The sequence below is a fragment of the Streptomyces sp. NPDC088354 genome, assembly GCF_044753585.1.
Lineage (GTDB): Bacteria > Actinomycetota > Actinomycetes > Streptomycetales > Streptomycetaceae > Actinacidiphila.
In genome coordinates this window covers 26,042-41,574 of record NZ_JBIVNJ010000031.1, presented here as the reverse complement: position 1 = coordinate 41,574, position 15,533 = coordinate 26,042, and the positions used below count along the sequence as shown (strand labels likewise).

Here is a 15,533-nt window from a genome sequence, read left to right as displayed (position 1 = left end):
GATCACCAGGCGACCTGCTGTCCGGAGCAATCGTCAGCGCCGCCGGCAGTGGCGTCACGTGTCGCCGTGCGGCGCTGGCTGCTGGTCCTGCTGCTCGGTCGCAGGCGGCCGGTGCGGGTGTTCCCGTTCCTGGTGTCCGTCTCCGCGCTGGGCGCCCTACCGCTCCATGGGTACGTGAACGTGAGCGATCTCGGTCCAGCGCAACGTGTACGAGCCGTTTTGAGGGCTGAAGAGGACCGGCCGCGCTATCGCCCACGCCGTCGGCGCTGTGGCCTCGCTCGTGGGCCTTCTGATCACCGGGCCGCCACGCTCTGCGTCCACTCGGGCCGGTGCTCCGCCGGGCGGCAGGGCCGACCGGCGCGGGCGGCTGATCACCTGCCGCGCCTGTCGCGAGCGGGGGCCCAGCGCCAGCGCCGCCACGTTGGCCATGAGCGGCTTGATGCTCGAACTCCCAAGCGCGCCCAGAACCGAAACCGGAGCGAGCAGCGCAGGAAAGATGGCCAGCACACCGCAGTGTCAAGGGACAGTAGGTGATCGTGCTTGTGCAGCACCACCGCAGCATCGAGAGGCTGCAGGTCCGCACCGTGCGGCGCAGGGCTCGTCAGGCGACGCGGGAAAGTCCCTCAGCAAACGCGCCGTCGAGCCCACAGCGTTCACCCTGTGGTAAAGCCGGAAAATGCTTCGTTCGTGAGCTCCTGGAGCTCGGCGAGCGGCACGTCGCGGAGATGCTGCGTGAGCCCCCACCGATGACCGAAGGGATCGAGGAGCTGACCCTCTCTCTCGCCCCAGAAAGCGTCGCTCAACCGGCGAATCACCGTGGCCCCGGCACCGACGACCCGCTGCCAGGTGTCATCGACATCGTCGACATGCAAGTAGACGGCACCATAGGTGCCGCCGAAGTGCTGCGGCCCGAAGGACTCCATCTCAGGGAATTCGTCGGCAAGCATCAGGGTGAGCGTCCCGATGCGGACCTGGACGTGGATCAGCCGGCCACCGGGTACCACCGGCCTGGTGAGCTCTGCGGCTCCGAAGGCCTGTTGGTACCAGGCGGATGCCTCGTCCGTGCCACGAACGGTCACGTGCAGGGTGTGGGAGTTGAACGACATCCGTGCTTCCTCTCTGAGATCTCGGTCCGTCCGGTTCGAGCACGGCATCACACCGCGCCGACGGCCCGACCGATCGACGTCCCTGCTGCGGGAATTGTCAGGCACGAGCCCGACGCACCTCTCGACTGCTCCACGACCGCAGCTTGTCCGGGTTGCGAATCGCCCAGATATGCCGAATGCGGGACTCGTCGATGTCGAACGCGGACACGGTCAGCACCTGATTGCCGTTCATCGCGACGAGGCCCGGTTGGCCATTTACCGTCCGCTCGCGGAGGTCGAGTCGGCCGGCGAGACCCGCCAGGTGTACCAGAAACCCGGCAACCCGGAGGTGGCCTTGGACCAGAGCATTTCAGGCGGCGTGAGGGGCGACGCGGGCTGCCGCAAGGCCCGCAAATTTGTGCTGGCGCACCCGGGGTGCTGCGACGGCCGGCCTCCGGGCAGGGGGCGGGCCGTCGCCGTCGGGGGGCCGGCTGCCCGTTCTCGGCGGCGTTCGCTGCGCCACGCGAGTCCTCGGTGGCGCGCTCGCGAAAGAAGCCTCGGCCGGAGTGGGGTTCAGGTGAAGCGTGACAACCAGGAGATCGCCGTCATTCGCCTCGTCGTCCGCATGCTGCCCAAGCGCTGCGTGGCGATGCACCGCTCTGGGCCGTACTCGCCACCAGGGCGGTGCGCGCGTACGCCGTACGGCAACCGCGGGACCCGACCTGCCGCAGCAGCCGCGCACCGCGGCGTAAGCGGTCGCGTGTGGCAAGAATGTCCCCATGCACATTGTGATCGCGGGTGGACACGGAAAGATCGCGCGCCGGCTGACCCGGCTGCTCTCGGCGCGCGGCGACAATGTCACAGGGCTGATCCGAAACCCGGACCACGCCGACGACCTCCGGGCGGACGGCGCGGAACCGGTGGTGTGCGATCTGGAGCGTGCCTCGGTGGACGAGGTGACCAGCCACCTCCGCGGCGCCGACGCGGCACTGTTCGCCGCGGGCGCCGGACCGGGCAGCGGCGCGACTCGCAAGCAGACTGTGGACCGAAACGCGGCCATCCTCCTCGCCGACGCGACTGAGCGCGCCGGGATGCGCCGCTTCCTGGTGATCTCCGCGATGGGCGTGGACAACCCGCCGCCGCCCGGCACCGACCCGGTGTTTGCCGCCTACCTGAAGGCCAAGGGCGAGGCGGACGCCGACATCGCCTCGCGTACGGGACTGGACTGGACGATTCTGCGCCCGGGGATGCTGACCGACGACCCCGGTAGCGGCCGCGTCACGCTCGCCGAGCACACGGACCGCGGCCAGGTGCCTCGCGATGATGTGGCTGCGGTGCTCGCCGCCCTGCTCCACGAGCCCAGGACCGCGGGGCGCATCCTCGAGCTGATCAGCGGGGCCACCCCGATCGAGGAGGCGGTGCGTGCCGTGGCCGGCGGCTGACACCGCACTCCGCCCTCGCCCGGGCGCGGGTAACGACCTACATCCAGGCGCCCAGCGCGTAGCCGAGGTCGGCATGCTCACCGCTCCTCCCACCGGAAGGGCTGCATTCAGATCGGCACGCCCGCATCCGTGAACAATTACTCGAGAGCCAGTGCGCACTGGGGGCGGCTGCTCGCGTGCTCGAACAGGATCGTATTGCGAGGACGAGGTTGGGAGCCGCGAATCGGACCACCTGGTACGTCGGCAAGTTCCACGGCGCCACGCCGATAAGGACGCCGAGCGGTTCGTTCCCCAGCACAGCCGTGTGCTCATGCACCAGCAGGGGTCTTTCTCCCGCAGCTCGAGGCCGCGCTCGCCGTAGTAGGGGAAGACGTCGGACGCGAGGTCGACCCCTGCACGGCTCGAGTTGAGCAGCTTGCGACCTCAAGCGTCAGGAGACGGGCCGATTCCTCCTTGCGCTCCCTCATGAGCCGGACTGCGCGTTGCACGAGGGCCCCCGGTCGGCCGTCGACCGGGCACGCCAGTTCGGAAAGCTACGGTGGGCCGCGTCGATCGCACGCCCCATTTCCTCCGCGCTCAGCGCCGTCTCACGAACCCTTTGACCCCAAATAGCGGCTCTGAGCAGGTCCCGGCTTGAAAACCCGAGGTGCCCGACTCGACTCCAGGCAGGCGTCATGGACGCCCATGCCACTGTCCAGAAAAGCCCCATCGCCTCGGCCAATTCGTACACAGCGCACCGGACTGAGCCGCCAGGAGGCGGCGGACCTGACCTGGGCCACACTCGAGACGCTGGCCCACGGGCTGAGCCCCGGGGAGGCCAGGGACCTGAACACCGAGCTCCCCGAGGGCCTCGCGGAGGCGGTACGCACGGGAACCACGGACCGCATGGTGCGTTCGGCCACTCGCCGCATGCCGTCGTGATGGCCGAAGCGCTCGATGCGGTCCGTGGTTCCCGTGCCTTCGAATCCGCCGGATGACCCCAGGGCGTTCGGCACGGCAGCCGTGTAACGGCACCAGCGACCCGGACGTGCACGTGCGCCGAGGTCCGAGGGTGAGACCCGTCTTTCGCGGCCGCCGTGCCGTTAGAACCGCGGAGCCGACCGCCCCTGTCACAGCGGCTTTGCCCTCAGCAGCCGCGCATCGGCACCGGCAGGAGATCCTCCGAGGAAACGATGGCCAAGTGGCGGCGGAGCGCTGTCAGGTCCTGGACGATCGCGGCGTCAATTTCGCTGCTCCGACACACCCACTGCGGCGCCAGCGAGTCAGGCCACTCGTGATCTTGGGCCGGTTCGCTGCTGGGGCTCCGTCGTCCGTCCGCCAATCAGAGCACCGTAGGGCGGGTTGATGCCTTCGCCGGCGGCGTCCATGTAGGCCGTGGCGAGGGCGGCGCCGTACAGGGCGTTGCGGGCCGGGAGCGGGCGTAGACGGATGATGGCGTGCATCAGGGCTGCGGCGCGCCGAGCGTTGTCGACGGGCGCACCGATCTGCGGGGTGGTGACGCGATGGCGGGCCACGGCAGCGACAAGGTTGGGAACCCCACCGCCACGTTCCGCCGGACCAGATCTGGTCGAAGTGGCTGTGCGGCGACCATCTCCTCTCCGAACACCGCGAGGTACTGCGGCAGTGCGCTCATGGGATCGACGCCGACGACACGAAGGTGTCACTCAACCGCGCGCCCGGGGCCATGTGTCCCGCAGCCACGCCAGGTCGGTCTCGGCGCGGGCGCGGGTCGCCTGTTCAAGGGTAAAGACGGCGTCCGTCTTGGTCAGGACCAGAACGTAGGGGCGTCCCTGGCGCCGCGTGATGTGGGAGACGGGCAGGCCGACCTGCTCGATGCGGTTGTGGAGGTGGCGGCGTCCGTCCTTCGCGAGTGGCCACTCCATGATGTGGCGGGTACGGGAGGTGAGGAAGGCGTCCAAGTCGGCGCAGAGTCCGCAGCCAGTCCGGCATGACCCGGCCGGCGTGAGGGACCAGTCGTCGGCCGCACGTACGGGGCGGGTGAGGGCCGCGGCGAGCCGCTCCTCGCAGTGGTCGGCGAGGGTCTGGAAAGCACGGGCGGCGGGGACGACGTCGCGTGTGGTCGTCGGCTGGCAGGCCGCGGTGCGCAGGGCGGGAAGCAGGCATTCCAGGGCGGTGTCCGGCAGGCCGCGCAGCGTGGCGGCGATGGTGTCGGCGGTCTCGGGGTCTGCCGCCTGCAGGACGCGGGCCAGGGATGCGCCGAGCCTCTCCATGCCGGTGCGGCGCTCCGTCTCGCGGCCGATGCCGAGCCAGCTAGTGAGTTGCTGCTGGACCGCTTGCCAGGCACCCTCGGCCAGCGGCGAGGCCATCGCCTCCCCATCGCCCTCGACGGCCCGCAGGGCGGTGCACAGGCCGGGCAGCGATTCGAGCCACGCCGCGCGGCCGGCCCCGGTGTACGCGCCACCCGTGCCGAACCAGCTGCCGACGGCCCCGCGGGCCCACGTCCGTCCGTACCGCGCGGCCGCTGCCGCGAGACCCGGGGCGTGCCGCTCGCCCAGAACCTCGACCCCGAAAGGCGCGAGGAGCGTCGTGGCAGTGTCAGCTTCCCGCAGTCCCACCGCGACGGGCAGGGCGGCGGCAAAGAGCGTCGCGGCCGCCTCGCCCGAACCGTGGTGCTTCCAGAACGGGGCGAGCGACTGGGCGAGCGTGCGCGCCCGGTCGAGGTCCCCGGCATCCAGGTGGCCCTGAAGTTCCCGCAGTGCGCCTTCTGAGCCGGCCTCGGCGCGGGCCGTGAACGAGCGCTGCCGAGGCCACAGGACCACGGCAGCCCGCCGGTACCAGCGGTCGAGGGTGTTGCCGTAGTTGCCCATGTAGCCCTCGTACTCGGACTGGTAGGGCGTCAGGTCCTTGTTCGCGGTGGTGGCGCACACCTCGGCGTACCCGACGGGCAGGTCGATCTGCTCGCCGCCGGTACCGTCCGGGCGGGTCCACCAGCTCAGCGTGAGCTCGTCGTCGATCAGCTCGGTCAGTACGTAGCTGGAGAGGTCGCCGCTGCGGCGGCGCTCGGCACCGGGTTCCCCGTCGGGGTCCAGGAGGCATTCACCCTCGCACTCCTCGTCCTCGCAGTCGTCGTAGTGCTCGACCTCGCCGTAGTAGTCGTCGTAGTCGTACGGCGCATGCGCGTCCCAGGTCTCCTTCACCTCGGCCAACGCGAGGACCGCTTCGCAGTCCGTCTCTGCGGCGGCTTGCCGGAGCAGGGTGGTGCGGACGGCGTCGGCTCCCTTGAGGCGGTCCCAGTCCAGGCCGCGCTGGGTGTACTCGTGGTCGAGGAGGTACACGAGGCGGTTCGGGGGCGCGGCCTTCCGGCGGCCGTAGGCGTAGCGCTCCTCGGCCGGCTCGGAGAAGTGTTCGGTCAAGCAGTGGGCCAGGTCGGCGACCGGGTCCTCGTCGTCCTCGCCAGCCGGGCGGATGCGTTCGGCGAGGAGGTTCATGGTGAGGGTGACGCGGTAGCCGGACTTGACGGCTTTGACCTCGTGCAGGCAGTCCGCGTAGAAGGCGGCGAAGGTCAGCTTCTCACGGGACGCCTGGTGGACGACGCTGCGGCCGGCGTGCGAGACGACGAGTTCGCCGCCGGTGTGGTGCGAGGGCAGCGAGACGACCAGGGTGCCCACCATGGAGTCGTCCTTCTCGGAGTCCTGGTGCGGCAGGAAGAACTGGCCCTTGCCGTAGACGAGCAGTGCGTGCGGCTCGGCACGTAGGACGACGGTGGGCGGCAGACCGAGCGCGGTGCGGACACCGTCGAGGACGCCGTCCAGGGTCCGGTCCCAGTCGGTGCCGCCGAGCGTGATGCGGTCCGGGGTGATCTCCCAGGTGTCGCGGACTCTGGTGTCGGACAGGGTCTGTTCGCCGCGGCCGAAGGATGCCTGCCGGGCCTGCGCGATCAGTTTCCTGGTGACCGGGGCACGCAGCGGCAGCGGCAGTTCCCCCACCCCGTCGACCTCGACGCGCAGCACGTGGGCCGGTATCTCGATACGGGTGCTGAAGTCCCCGCGCCGCTGCGCGGCATCGAGCAACTCCGCCAACTGCTTCCGCGCTCCGTGTCCCATACTGTTTCGCCCCCAGGGATGCAGCGTGCCTTTTGGCCTGTCCCGGAAACCCTAGACGCCGCGGGCAGTCCTTGTTCCCTGGCTGTTGGTCATGCGGCGAGGGTGAGTGTGTCGCGGTAGCGGATGGTGCGCGCCGTAGGTGATCGCGTTCCCGGTGGCAGCGCTATCAGGCGTCGAAGTCGCTGTTCACGGCCAGTGGGACGTCCGGGTGAGCGGACCGGCCGTCGACCGTCGGCCGTCTCCGACTCGCTTTCGGACACGTGGGCGTTCGTCGGAGGGGCCGTCTCCTATCGGGGTCGGCGTCCGAAGAGGGCGAGCAGTCGGTCGGTGGGGTGGCCGGGTCGAGGCGGCGGGAGGGGAGGGGCGAACAGGCCGGTGCGGTCGACGCCTTCGACGACCATAGGGGCGAAGGCGAGCAGCGCCTCGGCCAGCGTCGGCGGCAGGGGTCCGGGGCACCCGGTGGACTGGTTCACGTCCCAGGCGTGCAGGGCCAGTTCGTAGCTCCCCAGAAGAGCTCCCCAGCGCACGCGGGCCGTCTCACGGGGCATGGCCGCCACAGCGGTCCGGAGGCGGCGCAGCTCGTCCCGGGCCGGGCCGCAGCCGGGCTCCGGCGGCCGCCCGGGAGGCATGCCTGTCAGGATCTCCCTGGTCGAGGCGGTGGAGTCGGTGATGTGACGCACCAGCGTGGCAAGGTTCCAGCGGGTGCAGGGGGTGGGCGCGTCGGGGTCGGCGAGGGCGGCACGGTGCAGGCTGTCCAGCGCCGCCTCGGACGCCTGGGCGAGCAGGTCCAGCGGGTGCGGCGGGCGGGGCAGGCGCGGCGGGATCATCCGGTCGTACCCGACAGCGTGCGCGGGACGCCGAAGCGGGGGAACAGATCGGGATGCAGGAAGACCACGACTCGGGAGATCAGGCCGCCCTGGATCTCCAGCACCTCGATGGCGTGCGCCCGGAAGTCGCCGTCGGAGCCCTGCACGTAGGTGGCCACAGCCGGACAGCCGTTGGCCCACAGGGGCAGGGCGCGCCGGGGCTGTCGGAAGACCCGGCGCGTCCAGTGCTCGCGGACGGCGTCACGGCCCCGGAACCAGGTGGCGATGGGCGGCATCTCGTACGTCACGCCATCCCGGAGCAGCTCGGCCAGACGCCGGATGTCGGCGGCCTCGAAAGCGTCCAGGTAGCGGCGCAGCACCTTCTCGTCCAGTTCGGGGTCCGCGGAGACGTCGTCCTCGGCAGGCGGGTCGTCGGCCAGCGCGGCCCGGGCACGTTGCAGCAGGCTGCGGCCGGCGTTGACAGTGATGCCGAGGAACTCGGCGGCTTCGGCGGTCCGGAGTCCGACCACGTCCACGAGGAGCAGCACGGCCCGCTGCCGGGCCGGCAGCCGCTGGAAGGCGGCCACCAGAGCCAGCCGGGTGCTGGCCCGCAGCATCGTGACCTCCGAGGGGTCCTGCGCCTGCCCTGCCCGCTCGGAGGTCGGCAGCGGGGTGAGCCAGGAGACCTCGTCGGCGCGTACGAGGTCCACTCCCCCGTTGTCGGTGGCGGTGCCGAGGCCGGAGGGCAGGACCCTGCGGTGCGTGCTGGCGAGCGCGGACAGGCAGGCGTTGGTGGCGATGCGGTACAGCCACGTGCGCAGGGAGGAGCGGCCGTCGAAGCGGTCGTATCCGCGCCAGCCGCGTAGCAGCGTCTCCTGGACCAGGTCCTCGGCGTCGTGTACCGAGCCGAGCATCCGGTAGCAGTGGGCGAGCAGTTCCTGCCGGTAGGAGGCGGCGAGCGCGTTGAAGTCGTCAGCGGGCACCGAGTTCCTCCCCCACGGATCCGCCGACCGCGCCGCCCGGTGAGGTGACCGGGGTCTCCGCCCGGTGCCGTGCCGGGACGGCCAGCCCGCATGCCGAGCCGGTGAAGGCCAGGGCGGCGGCGACGATGACGGCCGCGGAGAAGCCGTCGGCGAAGGCGTCCGGAGACTGTTCGCCGCCGGCCGCGCCGAAGACGGCTGCCATGACCGCGATGCCGAGGGCCCCGCCGAGTTGGCGCACGGTGTTGAAGGTGCCCGCTGCCTTGCCCATCATGGCGGGGGGTACGGCGGCCATGACGGCCGTCTGCTGGGCCGGCATGGCCATCGACGTGCCGACGCCGGACAGGACGAGTGCGGCCACCGAGCCGGTGTAGCCCTGGTGCTGATGGGCGTTGACGCCGATCCACAGCAGTCCGACGCCCTGGAGGAGCAGCCCGGCGGAGATCAGGACGCGCGGGCCGATCCGGTCCTGCAACCGGCCGGCGACCGGGGCGACGAAGAACAGCGTCGCCGTCCAGGGCAGGAACCTCAGCCCCGCCTCCAGTGGCGAGTACCCGAGGGCGACCTGCAGATACTGGGCCAGGAAGAAAACGGTACCGAACAGCGAGGCGGTCAGCATGAGGGTCGACAGATTCCCCGCGGTGAAGGCCGGACGACGCAGCAGGCGGGTCGGCAGCATGGGGTGGACGGCCCTCGCCTGCCGGACGGCGAAGGCTGCCAGTACCACGGCCCCGGCGGCCAGGGCGGCCAGCACCTCCGCGCTCCCCCAGCCCGCGGACCCGGACCGCACCAGCGCCCACACCAGGGCGAACATCGAGGCCGCCGCGAGCACGATGCCCGGGAGGTCGGGAGCGGCGGGCCGTCCGGTGTGCTCCGTGAGCACGGAGCGGGCGATGGGCACGACGACCGCGATGACCGGGACGTTGATCCAGAAGATCCACTGCCAGGCGATCCCCTGGGCCACCGCCCCTCCGACCAGCGGACCGCCGACGACGGCGAGCCCCATGACGGCCGCGTAGACGCCCATGACGGCGCCGCGCTGCCGGGCCGGGGTGGCTTCGGTGAGCAGCGCCAGCGCGGCGGGCGACAGAAGGGCCGCCGCGGCGCCCTGCACGGCCCGGGCGGTGACGAGGACACCGGTGGTGGGGGCGAGGGCGCAGGCCGCCGAGGCGACGGCGAACAGCACCAGGCCCGTCAGATAGGCGCGCTTGCGCCCGATCCGGTCGCCCAACTCGGCCGCGGGGATGAGCAGCGCGGCGAAACCGAGACCGAACGCGTTGACGGTCCATTCCAGATCGTCCATTGAGGCGCCCAGGTCACGCCTGATGGTGTTCAGAGCGGTGGCGACGACCAACTGGTCGAGGGCGACGATGAGTCCGGCCACCGCGGTCAGCCCCAGTACCCAGCGCAGTGCGGGCGGCCTGCCGGTGGCAGCGGGTGCGGTCATGAGGTGTCCTTCCGGTCGTGTTGTCACTGGTACTGACTCGACGACCGTGCCGAATGCATCGCTGGGCCAAATGCGTCCTGCAACCGCGTACGGGCGTCCCGGGACCGCGTGGGGCGGTTGGGGGCTTTCGACACCGAGGCACCGATGCATTCCGGCTCCGACGGAAGTCCAACAGATATGAACCCGATCGATGACAGCCCCCGGCGGCGGCTCCTGCAGACAGCCCTCGTGTCCCTCAACGGAGTCATCGCAGAGCCGCTGAGCTGGGCCGGACCGTACTTCGGGCCCGGCAGCGCCGCGCGCTCCCTGGAGGTCCTGCGGCAATGCGAGGCGATGCTGATGGGACGGCGTACCTACGAGGTCTTCTCCCGTCAGTGGCCGGCCGCGTCCGGCCCCTATGCCCAGCACATCAACACGATGAAGAAGTACGTCTTCTCCTCCACCCTCGATGAGGCGGAATGGACCAACACGACCGTGGTCGCCGCGGATCCCGCGAAAGCCGTGGCCGAACTCAAGCGCACCCCCGGGCGGGATCTGATCGTCTACGGGCATGGACGGTTCGGGCAGACCCTCTGCGACGCCGGCCTCGTCGACGAGCTGAGCCTGACCGTCGTACCCGTCTTCGCGGAGGGCACCACGTTCTACCGGCCCGGATCCCCCGCCCAGGCCTGGGAGCTGGTGAGCGCCGGCCCGGGGCGGGATCCACAGCTCGTATCCCTGACCTACCGCCCGGTGCGCCCGGAGTGAGACGGGCCGCGCCCGCGGGTCAGGCGACGGTGTTTTCGGTCCCGGTGCCCGCAAGGCGGAGCTGGTGGTCACGGGCGAGGAGGAGGTAGCTGCTCGCGGTCCACGTGTAGGCCCGGTCGCGCAGTCCCGTGCCCGTCAGGGCGTCGAAGTTCTCAGCGAACCCGTGGGTCTCACACAGGGCGCGGAAGCGGGCGCTGATGTCGTCCGCCAGCCGGAGGTGACCGGCGCGGCGCAGGCCGTCCTCGATGAGAACGGTGGCGGGGGCCCAGATCGGGCCGCGCCAGTAGCCGTCGGCCGAATAGTGCGGGGAGGTGGTCAGCTCGGTGGCGAGGCCGTACGGGGTCAGGTGGGCCTTGATGTGGTCGGCCAGCGCGCTGGTGACCTCGGCGGGCAGGTGTTCGCCCAGCGCGATGGGCATCAGGTCGAGGAGACTGGCGCTGCTCCAGGTCTGCCCGGTACCGGCCGAGCGCGCGATGAACCTCTCTCCGGTCCAGAGCTGGTCGAGCAGCGCCGCCTGGATTTCCTCGGCTACCCCGACCCATCGGCTCGCCTCGTCCGGTCTGTTCAACTCTCTTGCCATTGATCCGAGTTCGCGGAGTTGAAGGACGAGAAAGGCGGCGAGGTCCGCGGTGACGACCACACGCCCGGGGTCGAAGGTAGTGGCGTTGTCCCACCCGCTGTCGTTGCCGTGCTGGTAGTAGGGCAGTTCGGCGCCGGGCGCACGCCGCACGGTGAGCCAGAAGCCGGTCCAGCGCTCCAGGCGCTCGTACGCCTCGGTCAGTTCGGCCCGGCCCAGGGGGGTTGGCAGACTGCGCCGCAGGTGGCCGAAGGCCCAGCCGTGGATGGGCGGCTTGACGAAGTTGTAGAGGACTTCGGAGTGGGTGACCGAGTCCGGGAGGGCGCCGCTCTCATCCTGGTGGTCGAAGGGCAGGTGGAACTGGTCCCAGGCCAGCTCTGGCGCACCCGGCGCGAGGGCGAGGGCGTTGAAGCAGTGGTCCCAGCTCCAGACCTTGTCCATCCAGTGCTTGGACATCAGCACGCCCGGCCTGGTGACCAGGCCCTTCGCCGCCACGGTCGCCGACCAGACGACGTAGGCTGCGAGTTCGGCGGCAGGGGTGGCTTCCGAACGCCAGGGCGCCACCGCGTCCGCGAAGGCCGCGAACGCCCCCCTCGCGGCCGACGCGATGTCGTCGAACGATGCCGCGGATGCGTAGGGTGGGCGAGCGGTGTCGAGTTCCTCGACCGCGACCTCCCAGCCGCCGTCCGCCTCCGCTGTCACGGTGACACCGCGATCGCTACTGCCCAGGGCCTGGTCTCCGGGCGCGTCCGCGAGGGTGCCGGACAGCACGGTGACCCGGTAGCGGCGGCCGGTCTCGTACGAGGTGAACACGTGCGCGTTCGCGGCCGGGTCGTGGAAGAAGTACGTTCCGCTGAACGGTGTGAGGGTCCGTACGGCGGCGAGGACACCGAAGTCCAGGCCGCTTCCCCGAAGGCGTACGGCGTCCGGGGCCTCATAGGCGAGCTCGACGCGCCCGCTCTCGCCCACCCAGCTGAGCAGGCCCGGTATCGCCTCGACGCGGGTCTCGGCCCGCCCGCCTCCCACCGGGTCCAGGGGGACCAGGCGCAGGACACCGTGCATGCCGTTCTGGTGCGAGACGAGGTGGAGGTCCTCGGCGTACGTCTTCTCCGCGATCACGGGCGAGATGTCGAACCAGGACCCGTACGCGCTGAACGGGATGTCGTGGACGGAGAATGCCGGGCCGGACAGTGCGGCGGTCATGTGGTGTGACTCGTTTCTCGGTCAGGGGGTTCCGGCCGGCCGGCGCGGGAGGGCGCCGGTCGGCGTGGCAGGTCGGGGGACTCAGTCCTTGACGGCGCCGGTGGTCACACCGGCCGCCACATAGCGCTGGGCGAGGACGAGAATGACCGCGGCGGGCAATGACGCCACGACGGCGGTGGCCATGATGGCGTTCCACTCCTGGTTGTTGTTGCCGATGTAGTGGTAGATGCCGAGGGTGATCGGCTCTTGGGCGCCGCCGTTGACCAGGGTGTTGGCGAAGACGAAGTCGGACCAGGACCACAGGAAGGCGAACAGCGAGACCGTGACGACGGCGTTGCGGCTCATCGGCAGGATGATCGACCAGAAGGTCCGCAGGGCCCTCGCTCCGTCCATCTGCGCGGCCTGGAGCAGCTCGCCTGGTATGCCCGACATGAAGGCGGTGAAGATCAGCACCGCGAAGGGGACGGCCAGAGTGGAGTCGGCGACGATCAGCCCGGGCACGGACTGGAGCAGGCCGAGCTGGAGGTAGACGGCGTAGAAGCCCATCGCCATGATGATCCCGGGGATCATCTGGGCGGCCAGCAGGACGAAGCTCAGCAGGCCGCCGCCGCGTGGGCGCAGCTTGGCCAGGGCGTAGCCGGCGGGCGCGGCCAGGGCCACGGTCAGCACGACGGTACCGAGGGCGACCACGAGGCTGGTGCCGAGGTAGGGCAACTGCTCGTTGAGGACGGTGCGGTAGCCGGCCAGGGTGCCGTGGGTGGGGAACAGGTCCGGCGGGCTCTTGCGCATGTCCTGGTCGCGGGTGAGGGACACGTTGATCATCCAGTAGACCGGGAAGAGCATGATCCCGGTCAGCAGCAGGCCGACGGCCGTCTTCCAGCCTGTCTTCGTGACAGCGTCCGCTTTCATGACAGCGCCTGCTTTCGCTGGACGCGGACGTAGATCAGGCCGAACACCAGAGCGGCGACCACGAGCAGGTTGCCGACGGCCGCACCCGGGCCGAAGGCCGGCAGGAGATTGCCGAAACCGAGCTGGTAGGACCAGGTGGCGAAGGTGGTCGACGAGTCCGCTGGGCCGCCCTTGGTCATGATCCAGATGATGTCGAAGACCTTGAGGGTGTAGACGAGGCCCAGCAGCAGCGTGATGGCGGAGACCGGCCGCAGCAGCGGGAAGGTGATGCGCCAGAAGCGCTGCCAGGCGTTCGCGCCGTCGAGGGCGGCGGCCTCGTGCAGTGATCCGGGGATGGATTGCAGACCGCTGTAGAGCACCACGAGATTGAAGGGGACGCCGATCCAGATGTTCGCGATGATCACCGAGGTGAGTGACCAGGACGGCGAGGTCAGCCAGTTCACCGGCCCGATGCCGACGGCGTGCAGAACGGCGTTGACCACGCCCGAGTCGCTGTTGAGCATCCACGACCAGGTGGAGGAGGAGACGATCAGCGGCAGCAGCCAGGGGACCAGGAACAGGGCCCGGAGCGTGGCCGAGAGCCGGAAGTTCTGGTTGAAGAAGACCGCGAGGGCGAGCCCGATGGCGTACTGGAAGACCAGGCATACGGCGGTGAAGACCGCGGTGTGCAGCAGGGCCGGCGCGAAGACCGGGTCGTCGAAGACCTTACGGTAGTTCGCCAGGCCCGTGAACGGCGCGTCGCCCTGGACGAAGGAGCGGACGGTGTAGTCGCGCAGACTCAGGTCGAGGTTGCGGTAGAGCGGATAGGCGTAGAAGAGGGCGAGATAGAGGGTGACCGGGGCGAGGAAGCCCCAGGCTGCCCATTGCGGGGAGGCCGAACGGCGCCGTTCTCGCGCGGTCCGGGTCGAGGCGGCGACCGCCTCGACCCGGTCGAGCGCGGACCGGCGGTCCGAGAGCTGCTTCGTGTCGTTCATCTGCGGACCGCGAATCCCTGGTTACTTGACGGCCGACTGCGCCTCGGACAGCGCAGCCTTGGGCGACTTGGAGCCGCTGAGAGCGGCCTGGACGGCCTTCCACATCTGCTCGGAGATCTTCGGGTACTTGGTGCCCAGGTTGTCGCTGGTACGGCCCCTGGCCGCCCGGACCGCGTCGGCCCACGGCTTCAGGTCGGCGTTTGCGGCCACCTGCTTGTCCTGGACTTCGCTGGTGGGGGCCACGTAGGACAGCGTGGTGTCGGTTTTGTAGAGGGAATCTCCACTGGTCAGGCAAGTGACCAGCTTCTGGGATGTGCCGTAGCGGGCAGAGTCGTTCTGGACCGGGATGGTCACGAACTCGCCACCGGTGGGGGCCGCGGCGTTGCCGCCCTCGGCAGCGGGGATGGGAATCACTCCGTAGTCGAAGCCGGCCTTCTTGGCGTTGGCGAGCTGCCAGGTACCGTTCTCGCCGAAGGCGTAGTCACCGCTGGCGAACTCCTGCCAGCTGGTGGTCTGGGTGTTGTTGAGCACCGAGTTCGGAGCGTAGCCGTTGTCGAGCCAGCCCTTCCACAGGGACAGTGCGGTGACGCCCTGCGCGGAGTCGAGTGCGGTGAGCTTCGCGCCCGAGCCCCAGAACCACGGCAGGAACTGGAAGCTGCCCTCCTCGGTGCCGATCGCCGAGAAGGTGATGCCCTTCTTGCCCGCCTTCTTGACCTTCGCCAGCGCCGCCGTCAGCGACTCCCAGTCCTTGACCGAGGAGGCGTCCACGCCGGCCTTCCTCAGCACCTCTTTGTTGTAGTAGAGGGCCAGGGTGTTGGCGCCGATCGGTGTGCCGTAGGTCTTGCCGCCGGACTGGCCGGCCGCGAGCAGGTTGGCATCGGTCTTGGAGGTGTCCAGCTTGTTGTCGTCGGTCGTGGTGAGCACACCCGCCTCGGCGAGGGTCGACACCACCGGATTGTCGACGATGAGGATGTCCGGGGAGTTGTCCTGCTGGGCCGCCAGCAGGGTCTTGTTGGCCAGGTCGCTGGTGTCGAAGGCCGTCCGCTTGATCTTGACGCCTGCCTTGGTACCGCACTGGTCCAGCAGCTTCGCCCAGTCCGAGTCTTTGGCGAACTGCGGGTACGGGTCCCAGACCGTGTAGGTGCCGCCGGCGGCGTCCTTCGATCCGGAGCTGCCCGAGCCGGAGGAGCAGGCGGTGGCACTGACGGCCAGGGTCAGCGTGGTCAGGGCCACGGCGGTCAGACGGCGTTGTCTGGAGGTGCTGTGCATGGCAGGTCCTTCGCTTGTGAGCACGGGTGT

Annotated in this window: 13 protein-coding genes and 1 pseudogene; 3 read left to right on the top strand and 11 right to left on the bottom strand. The window is 70.1% G+C overall.

The genetic code is table 11. The annotated features are described in order from the left end of the window. Window positions 1–653: 653 nt before the first annotated feature. Both ACIP98_RS31920 and ACIP98_RS31915 read right to left on the bottom strand, forming a co-directional pair. Window positions 654–1,106: a VOC family protein gene (locus tag ACIP98_RS31920; RefSeq protein WP_401979205.1), complete on the bottom strand. Its 453-nt coding sequence runs from the start codon at window positions 1,104–1,106 to the stop codon at window positions 654–656. Window positions 1,107–1,203: 97 nt separating this feature from the next. Beyond that, complete coding sequence (locus tag ACIP98_RS31915; protein WP_401979204.1) at window positions 1,204–1,338, bottom strand: hypothetical protein; 135 nt, start codon at window positions 1,336–1,338, stop codon at window positions 1,204–1,206. 526 nt (window positions 1,339–1,864) lie between these two features. Here ACIP98_RS31915 and ACIP98_RS31910 point away from each other — a divergent pair. Together ACIP98_RS31910 and ACIP98_RS31905 are read left to right on the top strand one after the other, a co-directional pair. Next, on the top strand, window positions 1,865–2,527 hold the full coding sequence (locus ACIP98_RS31910; RefSeq protein ID WP_401979202.1) for an SDR family oxidoreductase: 663 nt from the start codon (window positions 1,865–1,867) through the stop codon (window positions 2,525–2,527). Between the two features lie 684 nt (window positions 2,528–3,211). Then, on the top strand, window positions 3,212–3,448 hold the full coding sequence (locus ACIP98_RS31905; RefSeq protein ID WP_401979201.1) for a DUF2267 domain-containing protein: 237 nt from the start codon (window positions 3,212–3,214) through the stop codon (window positions 3,446–3,448). Between the two features lie 401 nt (window positions 3,449–3,849). On the opposite strand, the pseudogene ACIP98_RS31900 reads toward ACIP98_RS31905, so the two are convergent. From ACIP98_RS31900 to ACIP98_RS31880, 5 genes and pseudogenes are all read right to left on the bottom strand, one after another. Next, a pseudogene (locus tag ACIP98_RS31900) lies at window positions 3,850–4,053 on the bottom strand (toxin Doc); the annotation flags it as partial. 138 nt (window positions 4,054–4,191) lie between these two features. After that, entirely contained in the window at window positions 4,192–6,591 is a 2,400-nt protein-coding gene (locus tag ACIP98_RS31895) for a 2OG-Fe(II) oxygenase (RefSeq protein WP_401979199.1), read from the bottom strand. Window positions 6,592–6,878: 287 nt separating this feature from the next. Then, window positions 6,879–7,418: a maleylpyruvate isomerase N-terminal domain-containing protein gene (locus ACIP98_RS31890; protein ID WP_401979198.1), complete on the bottom strand. Its 540-nt coding sequence runs from the start codon at window positions 7,416–7,418 to the stop codon at window positions 6,879–6,881. Beyond that, window positions 7,415–8,380: an RNA polymerase subunit sigma-70 gene (locus tag ACIP98_RS31885; protein WP_319663706.1), complete on the bottom strand. Its 966-nt coding sequence runs from the start codon at window positions 8,378–8,380 to the stop codon at window positions 7,415–7,417. Before ACIP98_RS31885 ends, ACIP98_RS31890 begins: the two co-directional genes overlap by 4 nt. Continuing rightward, window positions 8,370–9,824 carry an MFS transporter gene (locus tag ACIP98_RS31880; RefSeq protein WP_401979196.1) on the bottom strand — a complete coding sequence of 485 codons (1,455 nt, stop codon included), beginning with the start codon at window positions 9,822–9,824 and terminating at the stop codon, window positions 8,370–8,372. Before ACIP98_RS31880 ends, ACIP98_RS31885 begins: the two co-directional genes overlap by 11 nt. Before the next feature lie 177 nt (window positions 9,825–10,001). Here ACIP98_RS31880 and ACIP98_RS31875 point away from each other — a divergent pair, with 177 nt between their 5' ends. Then, a complete protein-coding gene (locus tag ACIP98_RS31875) occupies window positions 10,002–10,571 on the top strand; it encodes a dihydrofolate reductase family protein (protein ID WP_401979194.1) in 570 nt (189 codons plus the stop codon). Between the two features lie 19 nt (window positions 10,572–10,590). Here the strand turns inward: ACIP98_RS31875 and ACIP98_RS31870 are convergent, their stop codons facing one another. From ACIP98_RS31870 to ACIP98_RS31855, 4 genes are all read right to left on the bottom strand, one after another. Beyond that, window positions 10,591–12,351 carry an MGH1-like glycoside hydrolase domain-containing protein gene (locus ACIP98_RS31870; RefSeq protein ID WP_401979193.1) on the bottom strand — a complete coding sequence of 587 codons (1,761 nt, stop codon included), beginning with the start codon at window positions 12,349–12,351 and terminating at the stop codon, window positions 10,591–10,593. An 81-nt stretch (window positions 12,352–12,432) separates the two neighbouring features. Then, window positions 12,433–13,260, bottom strand: coding sequence for a carbohydrate ABC transporter permease (locus tag ACIP98_RS31865; RefSeq protein WP_319663701.1), 828 nt, complete (start codon window positions 13,258–13,260; stop codon window positions 12,433–12,435). After that, window positions 13,257–14,234: a carbohydrate ABC transporter permease gene (locus ACIP98_RS31860; RefSeq protein WP_401979191.1), complete on the bottom strand. Its 978-nt coding sequence runs from the start codon at window positions 14,232–14,234 to the stop codon at window positions 13,257–13,259. The genes ACIP98_RS31865 and ACIP98_RS31860 overlap by 4 nt, the downstream gene beginning before the upstream one ends. Before the next feature lie 21 nt (window positions 14,235–14,255). After that, a complete protein-coding gene (locus ACIP98_RS31855; protein WP_401979189.1) occupies window positions 14,256–15,503 on the bottom strand; it encodes an extracellular solute-binding protein in 1,248 nt (415 codons plus the stop codon). Between the last annotated feature and the right edge of the window lie 30 nt (window positions 15,504–15,533).